The sequence below is a fragment of the Psychroserpens sp. AS72 genome (assembly GCF_038900375.1).
In the GTDB taxonomy this organism is placed as follows: domain Bacteria; phylum Bacteroidota; class Bacteroidia; order Flavobacteriales; family Flavobacteriaceae; genus Psychroserpens.
The window spans coordinates 227942-244934 of record NZ_JBBMRC010000001.1; the positions used below are offsets into that span (position 1 = coordinate 227942).

Here is a 16993-nt window from a genome sequence, read left to right on the forward strand (position 1 = left end):
GTAGAACTCAAGTATTAAGGTTAAACTGATATTAAATTGTTTTGAAGATACCTAGGTTTATTGTTAATTTGTTGAAATTAGAAGCTCGCATGCGTAAAAACGTTTTACAAAGTTTAGTCCTACTCATTATAATTTCGCTAGTGATAAGTTGTGCCAATAGAGGTACACCTTCTGGTGGAGAAAAAGATAAAGATGCACCTTTGATTATAAAATCTTTACCTGAAAATATGTCGACTAATTTTAAGGGCAAGGAAATTAAAATCTACTTTGACGAATACGTTAAAATCAAAAATCTTCAAAAGCAGCTCATTATTTCGCCACCAATGGATCCTGAACCAACAGTGACACCTTTAGGAACAGCGAGTAAATATATTACAATCACCATAAATGATACCTTAGACGATAATACAACTTATGCTTTTAATTTTGGACAAAGTATTGTAGATAATAATGAAGAAAACCCATATGACTATTACAGATATGTATTTTCTACAGGAGATTATATCGATTCATTATCTGTGAAAGGTCAAATTTTAGATGCCGAAAATAGGAGTCCAGAAGATTTTGTATCAGTCATGTTATATGAGAAAGATTCTACTTATACAGACTCTATTGTGTATAATAAAAAGCCTAAATATATTACAAACACTTTAGATAGTATCACTACTTTCAGTATTGATAATATTAAACCTGGAACCTATAAATTGGTAGCTTTAAAAGACGATAATGGGAACTTCACATTTCAGCAAGAAAAAGATAAAATAGGGTTTTATGAAGGTTTTATAACGGCTCCAACAGATTCTGTTTTTACTATAAAATTATTTAAAGAAGCTGTAAATTTTGAGGCTAAAAAACCACGTCAAGCTGCAGGCCAAAAAATCGCATTTGGCTATAAAGGTGATTATAAAACAATGGAAATTGAGTTGTTAGATAACAAGCCAGAAGGGTTTACTACAAGGGTTACAAAAGATCCTAATGCAGATACATTATATTATTGGTATAAGCCTAAGCTAGAGTTAGATTCTACTCAATTTATTGTAAGAAATAAGACTTTTGTAGATACGTTAAAACACAGATTTAGATCTATTGATAAAGATTCTTTGACCATTAAAATGTTATCTCCTGGGACATTAGGTTTTAGTGATGATGTACAAATATCTGGAACGATTCCTTTTGTGAAATTTGATGAAAAACAGATTCAAATTTTAGACAAAGATTCCATTGATGTGCCATTTAAAACAACGTTTAACACATTTGATAATGTGTATAGTTTACAGTTTGAAAAGCAAGAGAAACAGCAATATAATATGACACTATTGCCAGGAACTTTTGAGGATTTCTTCGGAAATGTAAATGACACGCTTAAGTTTGCTGCTAAAACAAAATTATATTCTGACTATTCTAATATCAGAATTACGCTTAGAAACATGACGTATCCAGCAATTGTTCAACTTATGACAGACAAAGGAGAAGTTAAATATGAGCAGTTTGCTACTGAAGACCGTTTATTTGATTTTAGAAATCTCACACCTGGAAATTATTATTTAAGAGTGGTTTTTGATGCTAACGGAAATCAGAAATGGGATTCTGGAAATTACCTCAAACAATTACAACCAGAGCGTATAAGCTATAAAAAAGAAATTATTGAAGCGAGAGCCAATTGGGATCCTGTGGAGACGTTTACCCTTTTAGACTAAACGAATCTCTGTCATTTAAAAAACCTAACTTATCTCTATACTTATTAATGTGATCTTTTTTTAGGGTCACTATTTCTGTCGCTTCTTTATCTGTAGGAATAGAATCCATACGTTTGCCGAGAACATCATAAGCTCCTGAGTTTCCAGAATATTCAAAACCATTTGCATCAAGTCCAACACGATTAACACCAATGCAATAACTCATGTTTTCTATAGCACGAGCTTTTAGCAAAGCATCCCAAGCGTTAACACGAATTTTAGGCCAATTTGCAACATACAGTACTACATCATAATCGTTTGTGTTTCTCGCCCAAACCGGAAATCGTAAGTCATAACACACCAAAGGACAAATTTTCCATCCCAAATAATGAACCATTAATTGTTTTGAGCCAGCTTTATAAACTTTGTGTTCACCTGCTAAAGTGAAGGTGTGCTTTTTGTCGTAATACTCAATGTTGCCTTCAGGAAAAACGAATAGAAGTCGGTTGTAATAATGATTATTTTCTTTTATGACAACACTACCTGTGATTGCGGTTTTTTTTAGGTTTGCCAGTTTTTGCATCCATGAAACGGTATCACCTGTCATAGTTTCGGCAACTAGATTTGGATGCATTGTAAATCCAGAGGTAAACATTTCAGGAAGTATAATGAGATCAACAGACTCTAGAATTGCACTAATTTTATTAGTAAAATGTATTCTGTTTTGTTCTGGATTTTCCCAAACAAGATTAGATTGTATGAGCGCGATTTTTAATTCCTTTTGCATGTTTTAAATTTACAAATTTTTAAACAAAAAAAATCCATTCTAGTAGTTATTAACCAACTAAAATGGATTCATATTTTAAGATACTTAAGTATTAAATTTTGCTCTTAGCTTTATCAAGAGACTTTTGTAATTTTTCTAATTTCTCAAGCCATTTTGTTTCATCATTAGGCGATAATTTTCCTTTGTTTTTAAGCTTTTCGTATTTTTTCTGAGCATCCTCAAGTTTCTTACCTGCTTTTTCTAAATTATCTTGAGCTTTTTGCTGTTTCTTCAATTCCTTTTCTGCTTTTTTTCGCTCTTTTTCGGCCTTTTTTTGTGCTTTTTCAGCTTTTTTCTTCTCTTTTTCTAGTTTTTTGACTTCTTTTTCAGTTTTGTCTATTCCTTTTTGCTTGTCTTTTTCAAGCTTTTTTGCATCTTTCTCTGCTTTTTCTTTTGCCTTATCTGCAATTTCTTTTAATGCTAATTTCTCATTTATTAAACGAGCAGATTCTAAAATAGAAGCTGTTTCTTCAATACTTAAGGTTTCAGTAATATCCTTACCATCTAAGAAAATTTTGTCTTTTTTAACTTCGTAGGTTTTTCCGTCTTTTTGTACTTCTTGAGCATTCATTGTGATGCTAAATAGCAACACTAAAAGCGTGATAATATATTTCATGTTTTTTGTTTTTAATTGTTCTATTTATAAGACACAAATGTAGTTGAAAAGTCACTTGAAAATACGTTAAATTTTATTCAAAATATCTGCTGCGGCTTTTAATGTGTCCTCAGTTTTAGCAAAACAAAAACGTAATACTTGATCGTCTTTATCTTTATGGCTTAAAACAGATAACGGAATAGAGGCAATACCAAAAGTTTTGATTAATCGTTTGGCAAAATCTACATCATTTTCATCTGTAATATCAGAATAATCTAATACTTGAAAATAGGCACCTTTTGATGGTTTAAACTTAAATCTAGATTCTGAAATTAGATTCAAAAACAAATCTCGTTTTTGCTGAAAAAAGGAATTTAATCCTAAATAGGTTTCGGGATCTAGCATATAATCTGCAATCCCTTTTTGTGATGGATGATGTACTGAAAACACATTAAATTGATGCACTTTTCTAAATTCATCCATTAAATAGTCTGGAGCACAACAATAGCCAATTTTCCAACCTGTATTATGAAATGTTTTTCCAAAAGAAGCGGTAATAAAACTTCGTTTTTTTAAATCTTCAAAGAGACAAGCACTTTGGTGTTGCTCACCATCAAATATGATATGTTCATAGACTTCATCACTCAATACAATAATATCTGTGTCTTTGGTTATTTTTTGAAGTTCTAACATATCATCCTTTTGCCAGATTGTTCCGCTTGGATTATGAGGTGAATTAATGATAATCATCTTGGTTTTAGAAGATATTTTTGAAGCGACTTCTTCCCAATTGACTTTGTAATCTGGTGCTGATAATTGAATAGGAATTGTTTTACCTCCATTCACTTTAACTGCTGGTTCGTAACAATCATAAGCTGGCATAAAAATTATGACTTCATCATTAGTTCTTATAAATGTAGATATAATTGTATAAATGGCTTGTGTGGCTCCAGCTGATACTGTAATTTCTTTTTCAGGATCATAAGCCTTATTATATAGTAACTTATATTTATTTGCAATGGCAAGTCGTAAGTCTAAATTTCCTGCCATAGGTGCATATTGGTTGTAGCCATTGTTCATAGCATGATTGACTAAATCATTTAATTTTTGTGGGCTTGGATAATTAGGAAACCCTTGTGATAAATTGATTGCATTATGTTTTTTTGCCAAAGCACTCATTTCTGTAAAGATATTAGTACCAACAATTGGCAATTTTGATTTGTGTTTCATAGTTTATATAATACTGAACTTATTAAATTTCCGTTTGGATAATTTGAAAAAACGATACTTCTGTTTTGGTTTATTTTTATTCGGTTTTCGAACATTGAGAGATAAGCATTAACCATCCAATTGCAGGCTTATGCTATGATATAAAATAAATTATTGTCTGACTTTAGAACTGAACTAAGTGAATTTTTAAGTTACGAAGAATATTTTGTAATAAGGCATGTTATGTTATATATTATAGAATCTAGGTTTGGTCGTTTATATTCGTATTCCATATTTTAAGATACTAAATCTATGAACGTATCGTTAAACAATTATGTCAAAGATTAGTCTTCTTTTATTTAGTGTTTTAGTGTTTGGATGTATCTCTAAGCAAGAAAAAAAAATGGTTGTAACTACTATTGATAATGGCCAAACTATTATTAAAAACATACCTGTAGAGTTATCTCTAGATTCTTTAAAACTTAATCTCAACTTCAAGCCTAAAGGAAGTTACAGTTCTATTTTAAATACCATTGCAACAGATAGATCTTATTTTAAAACCTTACACCAAACCAATCCAACAAAAGCGATAGATAGTGCATCACAATATTTATATTCTAAATTACTGAAAGACATTGTGCCACATTGGTACGGAACAGAATGGGATTTTAACGGTCACACCAACACACCAAATGATGGCGAAATTGCTTGCGGTTATTTTGTGTCTACAACTTTAAAACATTTCGGATTTAATCTCAATCGCTATAAAATGGCACAGCAAGCTGGATTAATTGAAGCTAGAATGCTGCAGCCCAATTCTGAACTCAAAACATTTAGAAATGTGTCTTTTGAAGATTTACAAACCAAAGTGAACTCCGTTTACAACGATGGGATTTATTTCGTAGGCTTAGACAATCACGTTGGTTACGTTTTAGTAAAAGATAAAGAACTCTACTTTTTACATTCAAGTTATTGCGATGATAAAGTGGTGATTGAATTGGCAGAAAAATCGCCTTGCTTTTCTTCCAATATTTATGTCTTTGCTGAAATATCAACTAATAAGAACTTAGTCAAAAATTGGATCTTCAATACACGTTTGAGTGTACCTTCCAATTAAAGATATATGTGAGTATTTTTTTATCTTTACGTACATAAAAATACGCACTATGAGATTCTTAAAAATTATTTTCTTTTTCATTGCTTTTCAACTTTCTGCACAACAAGGTGGTATGTGGATTCCGTCACTTTTAGAAGGTATGAACGAAACCGAAATGCAAAGCCTTGGTAGTAAATTAACTGCCAAAGATATTTATGATGTCAATAACTCTAGCTTAAAAGATGCCATCGGACATTTTAATGGTGGATGTACAAGTGAAGTGATTTCTCCAAAAGGATTAATATTAACAAATCATCACTGTGGTTTTGGTCAAATCCAATCGCATTCCTCTTTAGAAAATGATTATTTAAAAGACGGATTTTGGGCAATGTCTTTAGACGAAGAATTACCTAACGAAGGATTATATGTAGAGTTTATAGTCAGTATTCATGATATCACTGGTAAAGTTTTAGAAGGCGTTAATGATGCAATGACTGAAACAAGTAAACAATCGCAAATCTCAAGAAACAGTAATGGTATTTTAAAAGATTGGACAAGAGAAGCTTGGCAAGATGCTAAAGTTAAATCCTTTTTTAAAGGCAATCAATATTTTCTATTTGTAACAGAGCGTTTTGAAGATATTCGTTTGGTTGGAGCACCTCCAACAAGTATTGGTAAATTTGGAAGTGATACAGATAACTGGGTGTTTCCAAGACATACAGGTGATTTTTCTTTGTTCAGGATTTATGCTGATGCTAATAATCGTCCAGCAAAGTTTAGTAAAGATAACAAGCCATACAAGCCAAAACACTTTTTGCCAGTATCTCTAGATGGAATTGAAGAAGGTGATTTTACAATGGTTTTTGGATTTCCAGGAACTACAGATGAGTATTTGCCAGCAGTAGCAATTGAGCATATCACACAAGAATATAATCCTACCAATATTGCTATTCGTGAAGCGGCTTTAAAAGTGATTGACGCAAAAATGAAAACGAGTGATGATGTTCGTATTAAATATGCATCAAAACAAGCCAGAATTGCAAATGCATGGAAAAAATGGATTGGTGAAAACTTAGGAATCAAGAAAAGTAACGCAGTAGCAAAACGTCGTGAATTTGAAGCTACGTTTACCAAAGCACTTAAAGAAAAAGGTATGGAAGATACCTACGGAAATATTCTACCAGAATTTGATCGCTTATATAAAGACTTTTCGGCTATAAACATTAAACGAAGAAACTTTATCGAAGTCTTTTTTGTGACCAATGAACTTATGAATATGACCATAAGAGCCTATCAAATGGAACTAGCAATCTCTAAAAATCCTGATGATTTTAAGAAAGCAAAAGAGGTTTTAGAAAACAGATTAAAAGGCACTCATAAAAATTATGATGTTGAAGTAGATAAAGGTGTTTTTGAAGCTGTTATGCCATTTTATAATAAAAATGTTGATGCTAGTATTTATAATACGTCTGCATTTACAAATTTGGATAGTGCATTAAAATTACTTGAAGGAAAACCAAGTGAAGTAATTAAAAAACTAAATAAAGATGCTGCATACAAATATGCAAAACCTATGATTGAGGAGTATTACAACGAGATTAACTCAGAGTACCAAGAAAAAAATGAACCAATCACTGCGTTACAAACCACTTACATGACAGCTTTAATGAAGGTATTGCCAGAAGAGCGTTATTTTCCAGATGCTAATAGTACGCTTCGTGTCACTTATGGTCAAGTTCGTGGGTATTCTCCTAGAGATGCTGTGTATTATAATCCAGTAAGTTATTTAGATGGAGTTATCGAAAAGTATGTACCAGGAGATTATGAATTTGATGTACCTCAAAAGCTTATTGATTTATATGACGCTAAAGATTATGGTCAATATGCTGATACCAACGGAAAAGTGCCAGTGTGCTTTTTAGGAACAAACCACACTACTGGTGGAAACTCGGGAAGTCCAGCTATAGATGCTGAAGGTAATTTAACGGGTTTAAATTTTGATCGTGTATGGGAAGGTACCATGAGCGACATGAATTACGATCCAGAAATTTGCCGAAACATTATGGTTGACATTCGTTATGTACTCTTTATTGTCGATAAATATGCAGGAGCAAAACATTTAATTGACGAGATGACCTTGGTGCATCCTAAGAAATAAAGATTTGATATTTAGTCAAAAAAAAGCCTCACTAAATTAGTGAGGCTTTTTATTAATCTGTTTCATTTCCCAACAATATCACCAATAATCTTCAAATGATGATTGGTATGAAGTTCTAAAAATCTATAAATTCTTGATGAATTTACATTTCCGAATAAAGGATGTTTGAAATATGCATTTTTGTCTAAACTCGCTATACTGTTAACATTGGTCTTTGCCAATAGAATTTGCGATATGAGGTCTTCTTTTGAAATGGTTTCTGGTGGTATCACATATTTTGGAGCTTTAGCTTTTCCTCTGGGAAAAAAACCAAGCGTGAAGAATACTTTTCCTAAAAAGCTGAAATTGTTTTTATAAGTTTCAGGATCTGATGATTGTAGTGTTTCGCATACTCTATTAATCACTTTAAGACTATGGTCTATATGCCAAGCAACATCACTTTTAGATATTTTCGGATTAGAAACAGTATGGTTTTCTATATGTGCTTCTAGGTTGTTAAGGAGACTGTTTATTTTATATGAACTCATCTAATTTTTGTTTGTGTGAAGTTAATAACTTATCTGCTAAAAGAAACCCCAAACTCTCTATTGAAAGTTTGGGGTTGTAATTCTATTATTGAGATTCTTCGCTTACGCACTTCGACTACGCTCAGTGTGACACTCTGAATGTCAATTAGTATCTGTAATGCTCAGGTTTGTAAGGACCTTCTACAGTTACACCAATGTATTCTGCTTGGTAAGGAGCAAGTTCTGTAAGCTCAACACCAATTTTTTCTAAGTGTAATTTAGCTACTTTTTCATCTAAATGCTTTGGTAACATGTAGACATCATTTTTGTAGGCTGCACTGTTTTTCCAAAGTTCGATTTGTGCTAAGGTTTGGTTTGTAAATGAATTACTCATTACGAAACTTGGGTGACCAGTTGCACAACCTAAGTTTACTAAACGACCTTCAGCTAATAGAATAATATCTTTTCCGTTAATGTTGTATTTGTCAACTTGAGGCTTGATCGTATCTTTAGTATGACCATGCTTTTCGTTTAACCAACCAACTTGAATTTCGTTATCAAAGTGACCAATATTTGCCACAATAACTTTATCTTTCATTGCTTCAAAATGCTCAGCACGAACGATGTCTTTGTTTCCTGTTGTTGTGATAATGATATCTGAATTTCCTACAACAGTTTCTAATTTCTTTACTTCAAAACCGTCCATTGCAGCTTGTAATGCACAAATTGGATCAATTTCTGTAACCGTTACAATACTTCCTGCGCCTTTAAAAGAGGCAGCTGTACCTTTACCAACATCACCATAACCACAAACAGTAACACGTTTTCCTGCTAACATAATATCTGTAGCACGACGAATTGCATCTACTGCAGATTCTTTACAACCGTATTTGTTATCAAATTTTGACTTTGTTACAGAATCGTTAACGTTGATTGCTGGCATTGTTAATGTACCATTTTTAACACGCTCGTATAAACGGTGAACTCCAGTGGTTGTTTCTTCAGATAGTCCTTTAATTCCTGCAGATAGTTCTGGATATTTATCCAAAACCATATTTGTTAAATCACCACCATCATCAAGAATCATGTTTAATGGTTTGCGATCTTCTCCAAAAAATAAAGTCTGCTCGATACACCAATCAAATTCTTCTTCTGTCATATCTTTCCAAGCATACACAGCAGTTCCAGCATCTGCAATTGCAGCAGCAGCCTGATCTTGTGTAGAGAAAATGTTACAAGAACTCCAAGTAACTTCTGCTCCTAAAGCTTGTAATGTTTCAATTAAAACAGCAGTTTGAATCGTCATGTGAAGACATCCAGCAATACGCGCTCCTTTTAAAGGTTGCTCGTTTTTATACTCTTCACGTAAACTCATTAAACCTGGCATTTCTGCTTCAGCTAGATTAATTTCTTTTCTTCCCCAAGCAGCAAGAGACATGTCTTTTACTTTGTTAGGCACGTAAGTTGTTGTTTTTGTATTCATTTATCTTTTTACTTTGTTTATTAATTTAAGATTTGCCTTTGGCTTAGGTGTATAAAATAACTAAATTCGCTATCGTAAAAAACACCAAGTACGCCTTAGGCGATGCAAAGATAATCATTAAGTTTCAGATAATTAAATGCCACTTTACAAAACTATTGAGCCTAATTCACAAACTACTGTTAAAATCTGGAAGATTACAGAGTCTTATGACGATTTACTTCAACCTTTAGATTTAAAACCTAATAGTTTAGATCGTGTTTTAGGGATGAAAAGTGAATTGCATCAACGTGGCTTTTTAAGCGTTCGTCATCTACTTAGAGAATTTGGGTATACAGATCAAGATTTGTTTTATGATGATAATGGGAAACCACATTTAAAAGATGGGAAACATATTTCAATTACGCATTCGTTTACGTTTTCTGGTGTTATAATTTCTTCTTCGGAAATTGGCATAGACATAGAAAAACAGAGAGATAAAATTGCAATCATCGCCAAAAAATTCGTGGATTATGAGTTTAAATATCTTTCTAAAACTGATGACAACTACATTAAAAAACTAACCGTTATTTGGGGAATTAAAGAGTCACTTTACAAGTTGTTTGCAACTCCAGGCATGCTATTTAGAGAGCATTTTTTGGTGATTCCTTTTATGCTAGAAGATGGTGAAACCGTTGCTTGGATAGATTACGAAAGCAAAAAATATAGATATAACACGCATTTCTTAGAATTTGAAGGATTCTCTTGTGCTTTTGTGACTACGTAAATGAAATCGACCTACAATCACATATTGCGTTTCATTTCCGAAGAAAAAAAATTACTAGCAGTTTTAATTGATCCAGATAAAATGAAGCCTGAAGTCTTATCTGGCTTTATGCAAAAACTGAATCAATCTATTGCAACACATGTTTTTGTTGGAGGAAGTACTGTTGCCAATAATGCGACAGAAATATTAGTTGCCGAACTAAAAAAATACACCCAATTACCTGTCGTATTATTTCCAGGTGATGTCTCTCAAATTACAAATCATGCAGATGCGTTGCTGTTTTTGTCATTAATTTCTGGTGATAATCCAGATTATCTTATTGGAAAGCATATTAAAGCAGTTTCAAAATTAAGAGACTTGGACTTAGAAGTTATTCCAACAGGATATTTGTTGATTGAAAATGGTAGGCAGACTTCCGTAGAAAAAGTAACACAAACACAACCTTTGTCAAGAGAGAATGTTCAATACATAGTTGATACTGCAAAAGCTGGAGAATTGTTAGGTATGAAGCTCATTTATCTTGAGGCAGGAAGTGGAGCACTACAACCAGTACCAACAGAAATCATTAGTTTTGTAAAGCAAGAATTAAGCGTCCCTTTAATTGTAGGTGGCGGAATTAGAACAAAACAACAATTAAATGCAGCTTATGATTCTGGAGCAGACCTTGTGGTTATAGGAACCGCTTTTGAGGATGATGAAGCGTTTTTTGAAGAACTACTTAAGTAGCTCGTCATGCTGAACTTGTTTCAGCATCTCATTATTAAAAAATAAGTATAACTTAAAAAAAGATTTCCACTTTCGTGGAAACGAAAATTAATTTTCGATGAACATATCAGTAGAATTAACACTAACACCTTTGCACGACGATTATGAGCCTGCGATAATTCATTTTATAAAAAAACTGCGAGATTCTAATTTAAAAGTACTCGAAAATCCATTAAGCACACAAGTTTATGGAGACTACGATGCCGTTATGAAAACGTTAACCGTAGAAATCAAAGAAGTTTTTGAACTTATAGAAAGAGGCTTGTTACATATGAAAATAGTTAAATCTGATCGCTACGACTATGAACCACATTTTTGAGTTCTTTTTTGGTCAATATGATGACTATGCTACAACAGATATCGTTTTAGAAATCACAGCTGTAATTTTTGGGTTTTTATCGGTTTGGTTCTCTAAACAAAATAAGATTTGGGTGTTTCCAACAGGTATGATTAGCACTGCCATTTTTGTTTACTTACTTGTAAAATGGGAATTATTAGGTGATATGATGATTAACGTTTACTATTTTATAATGAGCGTATATGGTTGGTATGTTTGGACGAGAAAAGTTGATGATTCTCATATGACACCAATATCTAGAACAACCTTAAAAGAGAAGAAAATAAGTGTTTTTATTTTTATTGCAACCCTATTATTTGTTTATGTAGTCTATCAAACGTTTGATAAATGGACAAGTTGGGTTGCTTATGTTGATACCATTACAACAGCTATATTTTTTGTAGGTATGTGGTTGATGGCAAGACGAAAATTAGAAAATTGGATTTTTTGGATTATTGGTGATGTTATCTCAGTGCCACTTTATTTCTATAAAGGATTTACATTCACTAGTTTTCAATATTTAGGATTTACATTTATTGCCATTTTTGGCTATTTAGCATGGAAGAAAAACTTAAACAACAACCAACTAACTGCATAAAAGTAGTTTTATTTGGTCCAGAGTCAACTGGTAAAACAACCTTATCAAAGCAATTAGCGCGACATTATAATTCGGTTTGGGCTCCAGAATACGCTAGAGAGTATCTGCAAGACAAATGGAATAATGAACGAAAAACTTGCGAACCTAAAGATTTATTGCCAATTGCTATTGGGCAAATGAAATTAGAAAACGCTTTGGCAAAAAAAACTGATTCTGTTTTAATTTGTGATACAGATTTATTAGAAACCAAAGTGTATTCTGAAACGTATTATTCAGGAATTTGTGATCCAATTCTTGAGAAATATGCTTTAGAAAACAAATACGATTTATACTTTTTAACGTATATTGACACACCTTGGGAAGCAGACGACTTACGTGATAAACCAGAAGAACGTTTAAGTATGTTTCAAATTTTTAAAGAAACTTTAATAAAGTATAATATACCTTATGTTTTACTAAAAGGTGATAAGAAAACACGTTTAGAAACAGCTGTAAAACATATTGACAAATTATTAAATAATAAAAAGTGAAGTTTACAGAAAAAGATATAAAACAAATAGAAGCTAAAGGATTAACAGTTGACAAAGTTAAAATGCAAATCAGGCTTTTTGAGAACGGTTTGCCTTATGCTAACCTAGTTTCTGAGGCTACAATTGGTGATGGGATCTTAGAATTATCAGATGATGATATTGAAAATTATATTTCAAAATTTGATGATAAAAAAAATAAAATTTCCATTTTAAAATTTGTTCCTGCTTCAGGAGCAGCAACACGAATGTTTAAATTTTTATTCGCGTTTTTAGATGAGTATGATATTGAAAAAGGAAGTATTAATTCTTATATCAATAAGACTAAAAATAAAGATTTATCCATCTTTTTTGTGGGATTAGAAAAGTTTCCATTTTATCACATTGTGGCAAACAGACTGAAAGAGTTGTATCCAGATTTGGAAAACAGATCTATTAATGAACAAGGGCTAAAATTTGTTCAAATGATGCTGGATGATGATAAATTAGATTACGGGAATTCACCAAAAGGTTTATTGCCTTTTCATCAATACAAAAATCAAATGCTGTCTACTGCTTTTGAAGAGCATTTGTTTGAATCAGCATTGTATTCGTCAATTGAAGAATCTGCTAAACTGCATTTTACAATTTCAGAAAAACACAACCATAAGTTTGGTGAAGAGTTTAGTAGAATAGAAAAACATACAGAGAAAAAATCAGGTTCTACATTTGATATTTCATTCTCATATCAAAAAGAATCTACAGATACTATTGCTGTTAATTCAAAGAATAAACCGTTTAGAGAAGATGATGGTTCACTACATTTTAGACCATCTGGTCATGGTGCTTTGATTGAAAATTTAAATGATTTAGATGCAGATATTGTGTTTGTGAAAAACATAGATAATGTTGTTACTTATAAATACAAAGAGGAAGTTGCTAAGTATAAAAAAGTATTAGCAGGTATATTATTAGAAGTGCAAGAACAGGCTTTTAATTATCTTCATTTGCTTGAAACTGGTGATCTTTCCGAAGAAAAACGCATCGAAATTGGTGAGTTTTTGGTCAATAAAATGAATGTTAAAATCAGTTCTGAGTTTGAGAAATATTCGGTTAAATATCAAGTTGAGTATTTAGCTGAAATTTTAAATCGTCCAATTCGTGTCTGCGGAATGGTAAAAAACGAAGGCGAACCTGGAGGAGGACCTTTTTGGGTTAAGGACGAAAGTGGAAACGTATCATTACAAATTGTTGAATCTGCTCAAATCAATAAAAAGAGTAGACGTCAAAAAGAAATTCTTAAAGGTGCGACGCATTTTAATCCAGTAGATTTGGTCCTCGGAATTAAAAATTATAAAGGAGAAAAGTACGATCTCAAAAAATTTGTAGATCATAAAGCTGCTTTTATTACCATGAAAACAAAAACAGGAAAAGACCTTAAAGCATTAGAGCTTCCTGGATTATGGAATGGAAGTATGGCCTACTGGAATACAATTTTTGTTGAGGTACCTCTAATAACTTTTAATCCTGTAAAAACGGTCAACGATTTACTAAAAGCACCACATCAAATTAAATAAGTTATTCGAAAAATGTTTGATGAAAATGCCATATTAAATGAGTTGAGTTTTAAATATGTTAGAAGTTCTGGAGCTGGAGGTCAACATGTTAATAAAACATCGTCTAAAGTAGAACTCACTTTTGATTTAGAGAACTCACAGTTTTTAAATGACGATCAAAAAGAACTTCTCAAAGTAAATCTTAAAACAAGACTCACAAATGAAAATGTGCTTATCCTCCAATGTGGAGAAAGTAGGAGTCAGCATAAAAATAAATCTATAATTATTCAACGTTTTTTAGATTTGATTGCGACCAATTTAATCGAGGAGAAAGATCGTATACCAACAAAAATCCCGAGAGCAGTTGTTAGAAAACGTCTTACGAATAAACGTAAAACTTCAGAGAAGAAAGCTAATAGAAAACCACCACAAGTAGATTAATTAAAAAATATACGAATTCTTTATGTGCAAATCATAAATCTATTTTATCTTTGCATCGTTCTCAAAAAAGGGGTGCCTATTATCGGCTGAGATCATACCCATTGAACCTAGAACAGGTAATGCTGTTTAGGAATTTTTAATTATAATTACCAAATGCTTTGTGGTTATACCTGCACTGTAATTTGTTAATTTGTATTTGTAAACTAATTATTAACTATTAAGAATAATTACCTCTTTTTATTCGATTATATATTCATAATCGTATGAAACATAATTTTCTTTTTATAGTACTTCTGGTACTATCGTTTAATGCATTTGCACAAGACAACACAAAACAACAAGATTCTACTAAAACAGAAAAACTAGACGAAGTCCTTGTCAAAGCTGTGAGAGTAGAAGCTACTTCGCCAATTACACATTCAAACGTCACCAAAAAGCAATTGGCAAAACGTAATTTAGGACAAGATATTCCTGTCTTGTTAAACTTTTTACCATCAGTCGTGACCACTACAGATGCTGGAGCAGGAGTTGGTTACACTGGTATTCGTATTCGTGGTATTAATGCGCAATCTACAAATGTAACTATTAACGGTATTCCTTATAATGATGCAGAATCTTTAGGGACTTTTTGGGTTAATTTAGGTGATTTTGCGTCTTCTGTAGAAAGCTTGCAATTACAACGAGGTGTTGGGACATCGACTAATGGTTCTGGAGCTTTTGGAGCTAGTATTAATGTACTAACAGATGCTGTATCAAAAACATCTAATGGAGAAATTTCTAATTCCTTTGGAAGTTTTAATACGAGAAAACACACTGTTAAATTTAGTTCAGGTTTACTCAACGAACACATAGAAATTGCTGGTCGTTTATCAAATATTTCTTCAGATGGATATATTGATAGAGCACGTACAGATTTAAAATCATACTTTCTACAAGGATCGTATATTGATAATAATACCTTAATAAAAGCCATTGCTTTTGGCGGACAAGAAGTGACGTATCAAGCATGGAATGGTATAGATGCTCAAACTTTAATTGATGATCGCACGTTTAATCCATCTGGTATGTATACTGATGCTAATGATGATGACCAATTTTACGACAATGAAGTAGATAACTATAATCAAGACCATTACCAATTACATTGGAATCAAAAATATAATAATAGATGGTCAACAAATGTTGGACTCAATTACACCTACGGAAGAGGTTACTTTGAGCAATATAAAGAAGATGAAGATTTTGAAGATTATGATTTAACACCAATCACAATTGGAGGAGAAACGATTGAAACGACTAATTTAATTAGACGTCGTTGGTTGGATAGTGATTTTTATGTATTGAATGCTAGCGCAAACTATAAGAATAATGCCATTGATATGTTCTTCGGAAGTTCTTACAGCCTTCATGATGGAGACCATTTTGGAGAAATCATTTGGGCAGAGTTTGCCAGTGATAGTGAAATTAGAGATCGTTATTATGAAGGAAATGGTAAGAAATCAGATTTAAGTTTCTTCACAAAAGCAACCTATAGATTAAATGACAAGGTGAGTTTATATGGCGATTTACAAGTACGTTTGGTAGATTACAAAACCTCTGGTTTAACATCAGACAGAGTGCCTTTTAATGTAGATGAAAATTATACGTTTTTTAATCCAAAGGCAGGAATCACTTATAAGATGAACAAAAATAACAGTTTGTACTTTTCTTATGCTAGAGCAAATAGAGAACCAAACAGAAGTGACTTTGAAAATAATGCAACCGTAAAACCAGAGCAGCTTAATGATTTTGAATTAGGATGGAGACATAACACTCAAAAATTTAGACTGAATGTTAATGGATATTATATGTTATACAATGAACAATTGGTGTTGACTGGTCAAATTGATACTACAGGAGATCCTATTAGATCAAATAATGGAGATAGTTATCGTTTAGGTTTGGAAGTGGAAGCTGCCATAGCACTAACCAATACATTCTCAGTACAGCCAAATATTACAATTAGTTCTAATAAAAACAAAGAAACTTTTAACTCTGTAAACGGAGTACTTTTAGATTTAGGTAAAACAAATATTTCGTTTTCTCCAGAAGTTGTTGCAGCTAATGCTTTTGTGTTTCAGCCTAAAGAAGGATTTCAAGTATCTATATTGAGTAAATTTGTTGGTGAACAATTCATGGGAAATACAGAAAATGAAGACTCAAAATTAGATAGTTATTTCGTTAATGATTTTAATATTACTTACGAGTGGAAACCAAAATCAATATTTAAATCTATTGTATTTTCTGGATTGGTAAATAATATTTTTAATGAAAAGTATGTGTCTAATGGGTATTTTGGATCGTATGATTATTCTGATGATACAAGTCCAACAGGAACAACGACAGGATACTTTGCTGGATATTATCCGCAAGCAACCACCAACTTTTTATTAGGTGCTACGTTGAAGTTTTAACACATTCAAGTGGAAGCAGTCCCGA

16 protein-coding genes and 1 riboswitch are annotated in these 16993 nt (G+C 32.2%); of the genes, 11 read left to right on the forward strand and 5 right to left on the reverse strand.

All coding sequences use genetic code 11. The features are described 5' to 3' along the window. Positions 1–89 precede the first annotated feature (89 nt). Positions 90–1697, forward strand: coding sequence for an Ig-like domain-containing protein (locus WNY78_RS00955; protein ID WP_342871304.1), 1608 nt, complete (start codon positions 90–92; stop codon positions 1695–1697). Here the strand turns inward: WNY78_RS00955 and WNY78_RS00960 are convergent. From WNY78_RS00960 to WNY78_RS00970, 3 genes are all read right to left on the reverse strand, one after another. Further along, complete coding sequence (locus tag WNY78_RS00960) at positions 1681–2463, reverse strand: amidohydrolase (RefSeq protein WP_342871305.1); 783 nt, start codon at positions 2461–2463, stop codon at positions 1681–1683. The two genes, WNY78_RS00955 and WNY78_RS00960, sit on opposite strands and share 17 nt — an antisense overlap. A 91-nt stretch (positions 2464–2554) precedes the next feature. Next, on the reverse strand, positions 2555–3073 hold the full coding sequence (locus tag WNY78_RS00965; protein ID WP_342871306.1) for a hypothetical protein: 519 nt from the start codon (positions 3071–3073) through the stop codon (positions 2555–2557). A 111-nt stretch (positions 3074–3184) separates the two neighbouring features. Next, positions 3185–4327 (reverse strand): methionine aminotransferase, encoded by a 1143-nt coding sequence (locus tag WNY78_RS00970; RefSeq protein ID WP_342871307.1) that lies wholly within the window; start codon positions 4325–4327, stop codon positions 3185–3187. A gap of 313 nt (positions 4328–4640) precedes the next feature. On the opposite strand from WNY78_RS00970, the gene WNY78_RS00975 reads away from it, so the two are divergent. Both WNY78_RS00975 and WNY78_RS00980 read left to right on the forward strand, forming a co-directional pair. Next, positions 4641–5423, forward strand: a complete 783-nt coding sequence (locus tag WNY78_RS00975) for a hypothetical protein (protein WP_342871308.1) — start codon at positions 4641–4643, stop codon at positions 5421–5423. Positions 5424–5472: 49 nt separating this feature from the next. Beyond that, the gene (locus tag WNY78_RS00980; RefSeq protein ID WP_342871309.1) at positions 5473–7560 is read left to right on the forward strand and encodes a S46 family peptidase; all 2088 of its coding nucleotides are present in this window, start codon (positions 5473–5475) and stop codon (positions 7558–7560) included. 62 nt (positions 7561–7622) lie between these two features. Here the strand turns inward: WNY78_RS00980 and WNY78_RS00985 are convergent, their stop codons facing one another. Continuing rightward, entirely contained in the window at positions 7623–8087 is a 465-nt protein-coding gene (locus WNY78_RS00985) for a DUF1569 domain-containing protein (protein WP_342871310.1), read from the reverse strand. A gap of 145 nt (positions 8088–8232) precedes the next feature. Continuing rightward, complete coding sequence (ahcY, locus tag WNY78_RS00990) at positions 8233–9549, reverse strand: adenosylhomocysteinase (RefSeq protein ID WP_342871311.1); 1317 nt, start codon at positions 9547–9549, stop codon at positions 8233–8235. A gap of 136 nt (positions 9550–9685) precedes the next feature. On the opposite strand from ahcY, the gene WNY78_RS00995 reads away from it, so the two are divergent. The 8 genes from WNY78_RS00995 to WNY78_RS01030 all read left to right on the forward strand — a co-directional run bounded on the left by WNY78_RS00995 (position 9686) and on the right by WNY78_RS01030 (position 16968). Continuing rightward, positions 9686–10312, forward strand: coding sequence for a 4'-phosphopantetheinyl transferase superfamily protein (locus tag WNY78_RS00995; protein WP_342871312.1), 627 nt, complete (start codon positions 9686–9688; stop codon positions 10310–10312). Continuing rightward, positions 10313–11038 (forward strand): geranylgeranylglyceryl/heptaprenylglyceryl phosphate synthase, encoded by a 726-nt coding sequence (locus WNY78_RS01000; RefSeq protein WP_342871313.1) that lies wholly within the window; start codon positions 10313–10315, stop codon positions 11036–11038. It begins immediately after the preceding gene. 97 nt (positions 11039–11135) lie between these two features. Continuing rightward, positions 11136–11396 carry a thiamine-binding protein gene (locus WNY78_RS01005; protein WP_342871314.1) on the forward strand — a complete coding sequence of 87 codons (261 nt, stop codon included), beginning with the start codon at positions 11136–11138 and terminating at the stop codon, positions 11394–11396. Continuing rightward, positions 11380–12012, forward strand: coding sequence for a nicotinamide riboside transporter PnuC (gene pnuC / locus WNY78_RS01010; RefSeq protein WP_342871315.1), 633 nt, complete (start codon positions 11380–11382; stop codon positions 12010–12012). The genes WNY78_RS01005 and pnuC overlap by 17 nt, the downstream gene beginning before the upstream one ends. Then, positions 11973–12542 (forward strand): ATP-binding protein, encoded by a 570-nt coding sequence (locus tag WNY78_RS01015; RefSeq protein ID WP_342871316.1) that lies wholly within the window; start codon positions 11973–11975, stop codon positions 12540–12542. The genes pnuC and WNY78_RS01015 overlap by 40 nt, the downstream gene beginning before the upstream one ends. Further along, positions 12539–14095: a DUF4301 family protein gene (locus WNY78_RS01020; RefSeq protein WP_342871317.1), complete on the forward strand. Its 1557-nt coding sequence runs from the start codon at positions 12539–12541 to the stop codon at positions 14093–14095. The genes WNY78_RS01015 and WNY78_RS01020 overlap by 4 nt, the downstream gene beginning before the upstream one ends. Before the next feature lie 12 nt (positions 14096–14107). Next, a complete protein-coding gene (gene arfB, locus WNY78_RS01025) occupies positions 14108–14515 on the forward strand; it encodes an alternative ribosome rescue aminoacyl-tRNA hydrolase ArfB (protein WP_342871318.1) in 408 nt (135 codons plus the stop codon). 58 nt (positions 14516–14573) lie between these two features. After that, a riboswitch (TPP riboswitch) is annotated at positions 14574–14665 on the forward strand. A 113-nt stretch (positions 14666–14778) separates the two neighbouring features. After that, entirely contained in the window at positions 14779–16968 is a 2190-nt protein-coding gene (locus WNY78_RS01030) for a TonB-dependent receptor (protein WP_342871319.1), read from the forward strand. Positions 16969–16993 lie beyond the last annotated feature (25 nt).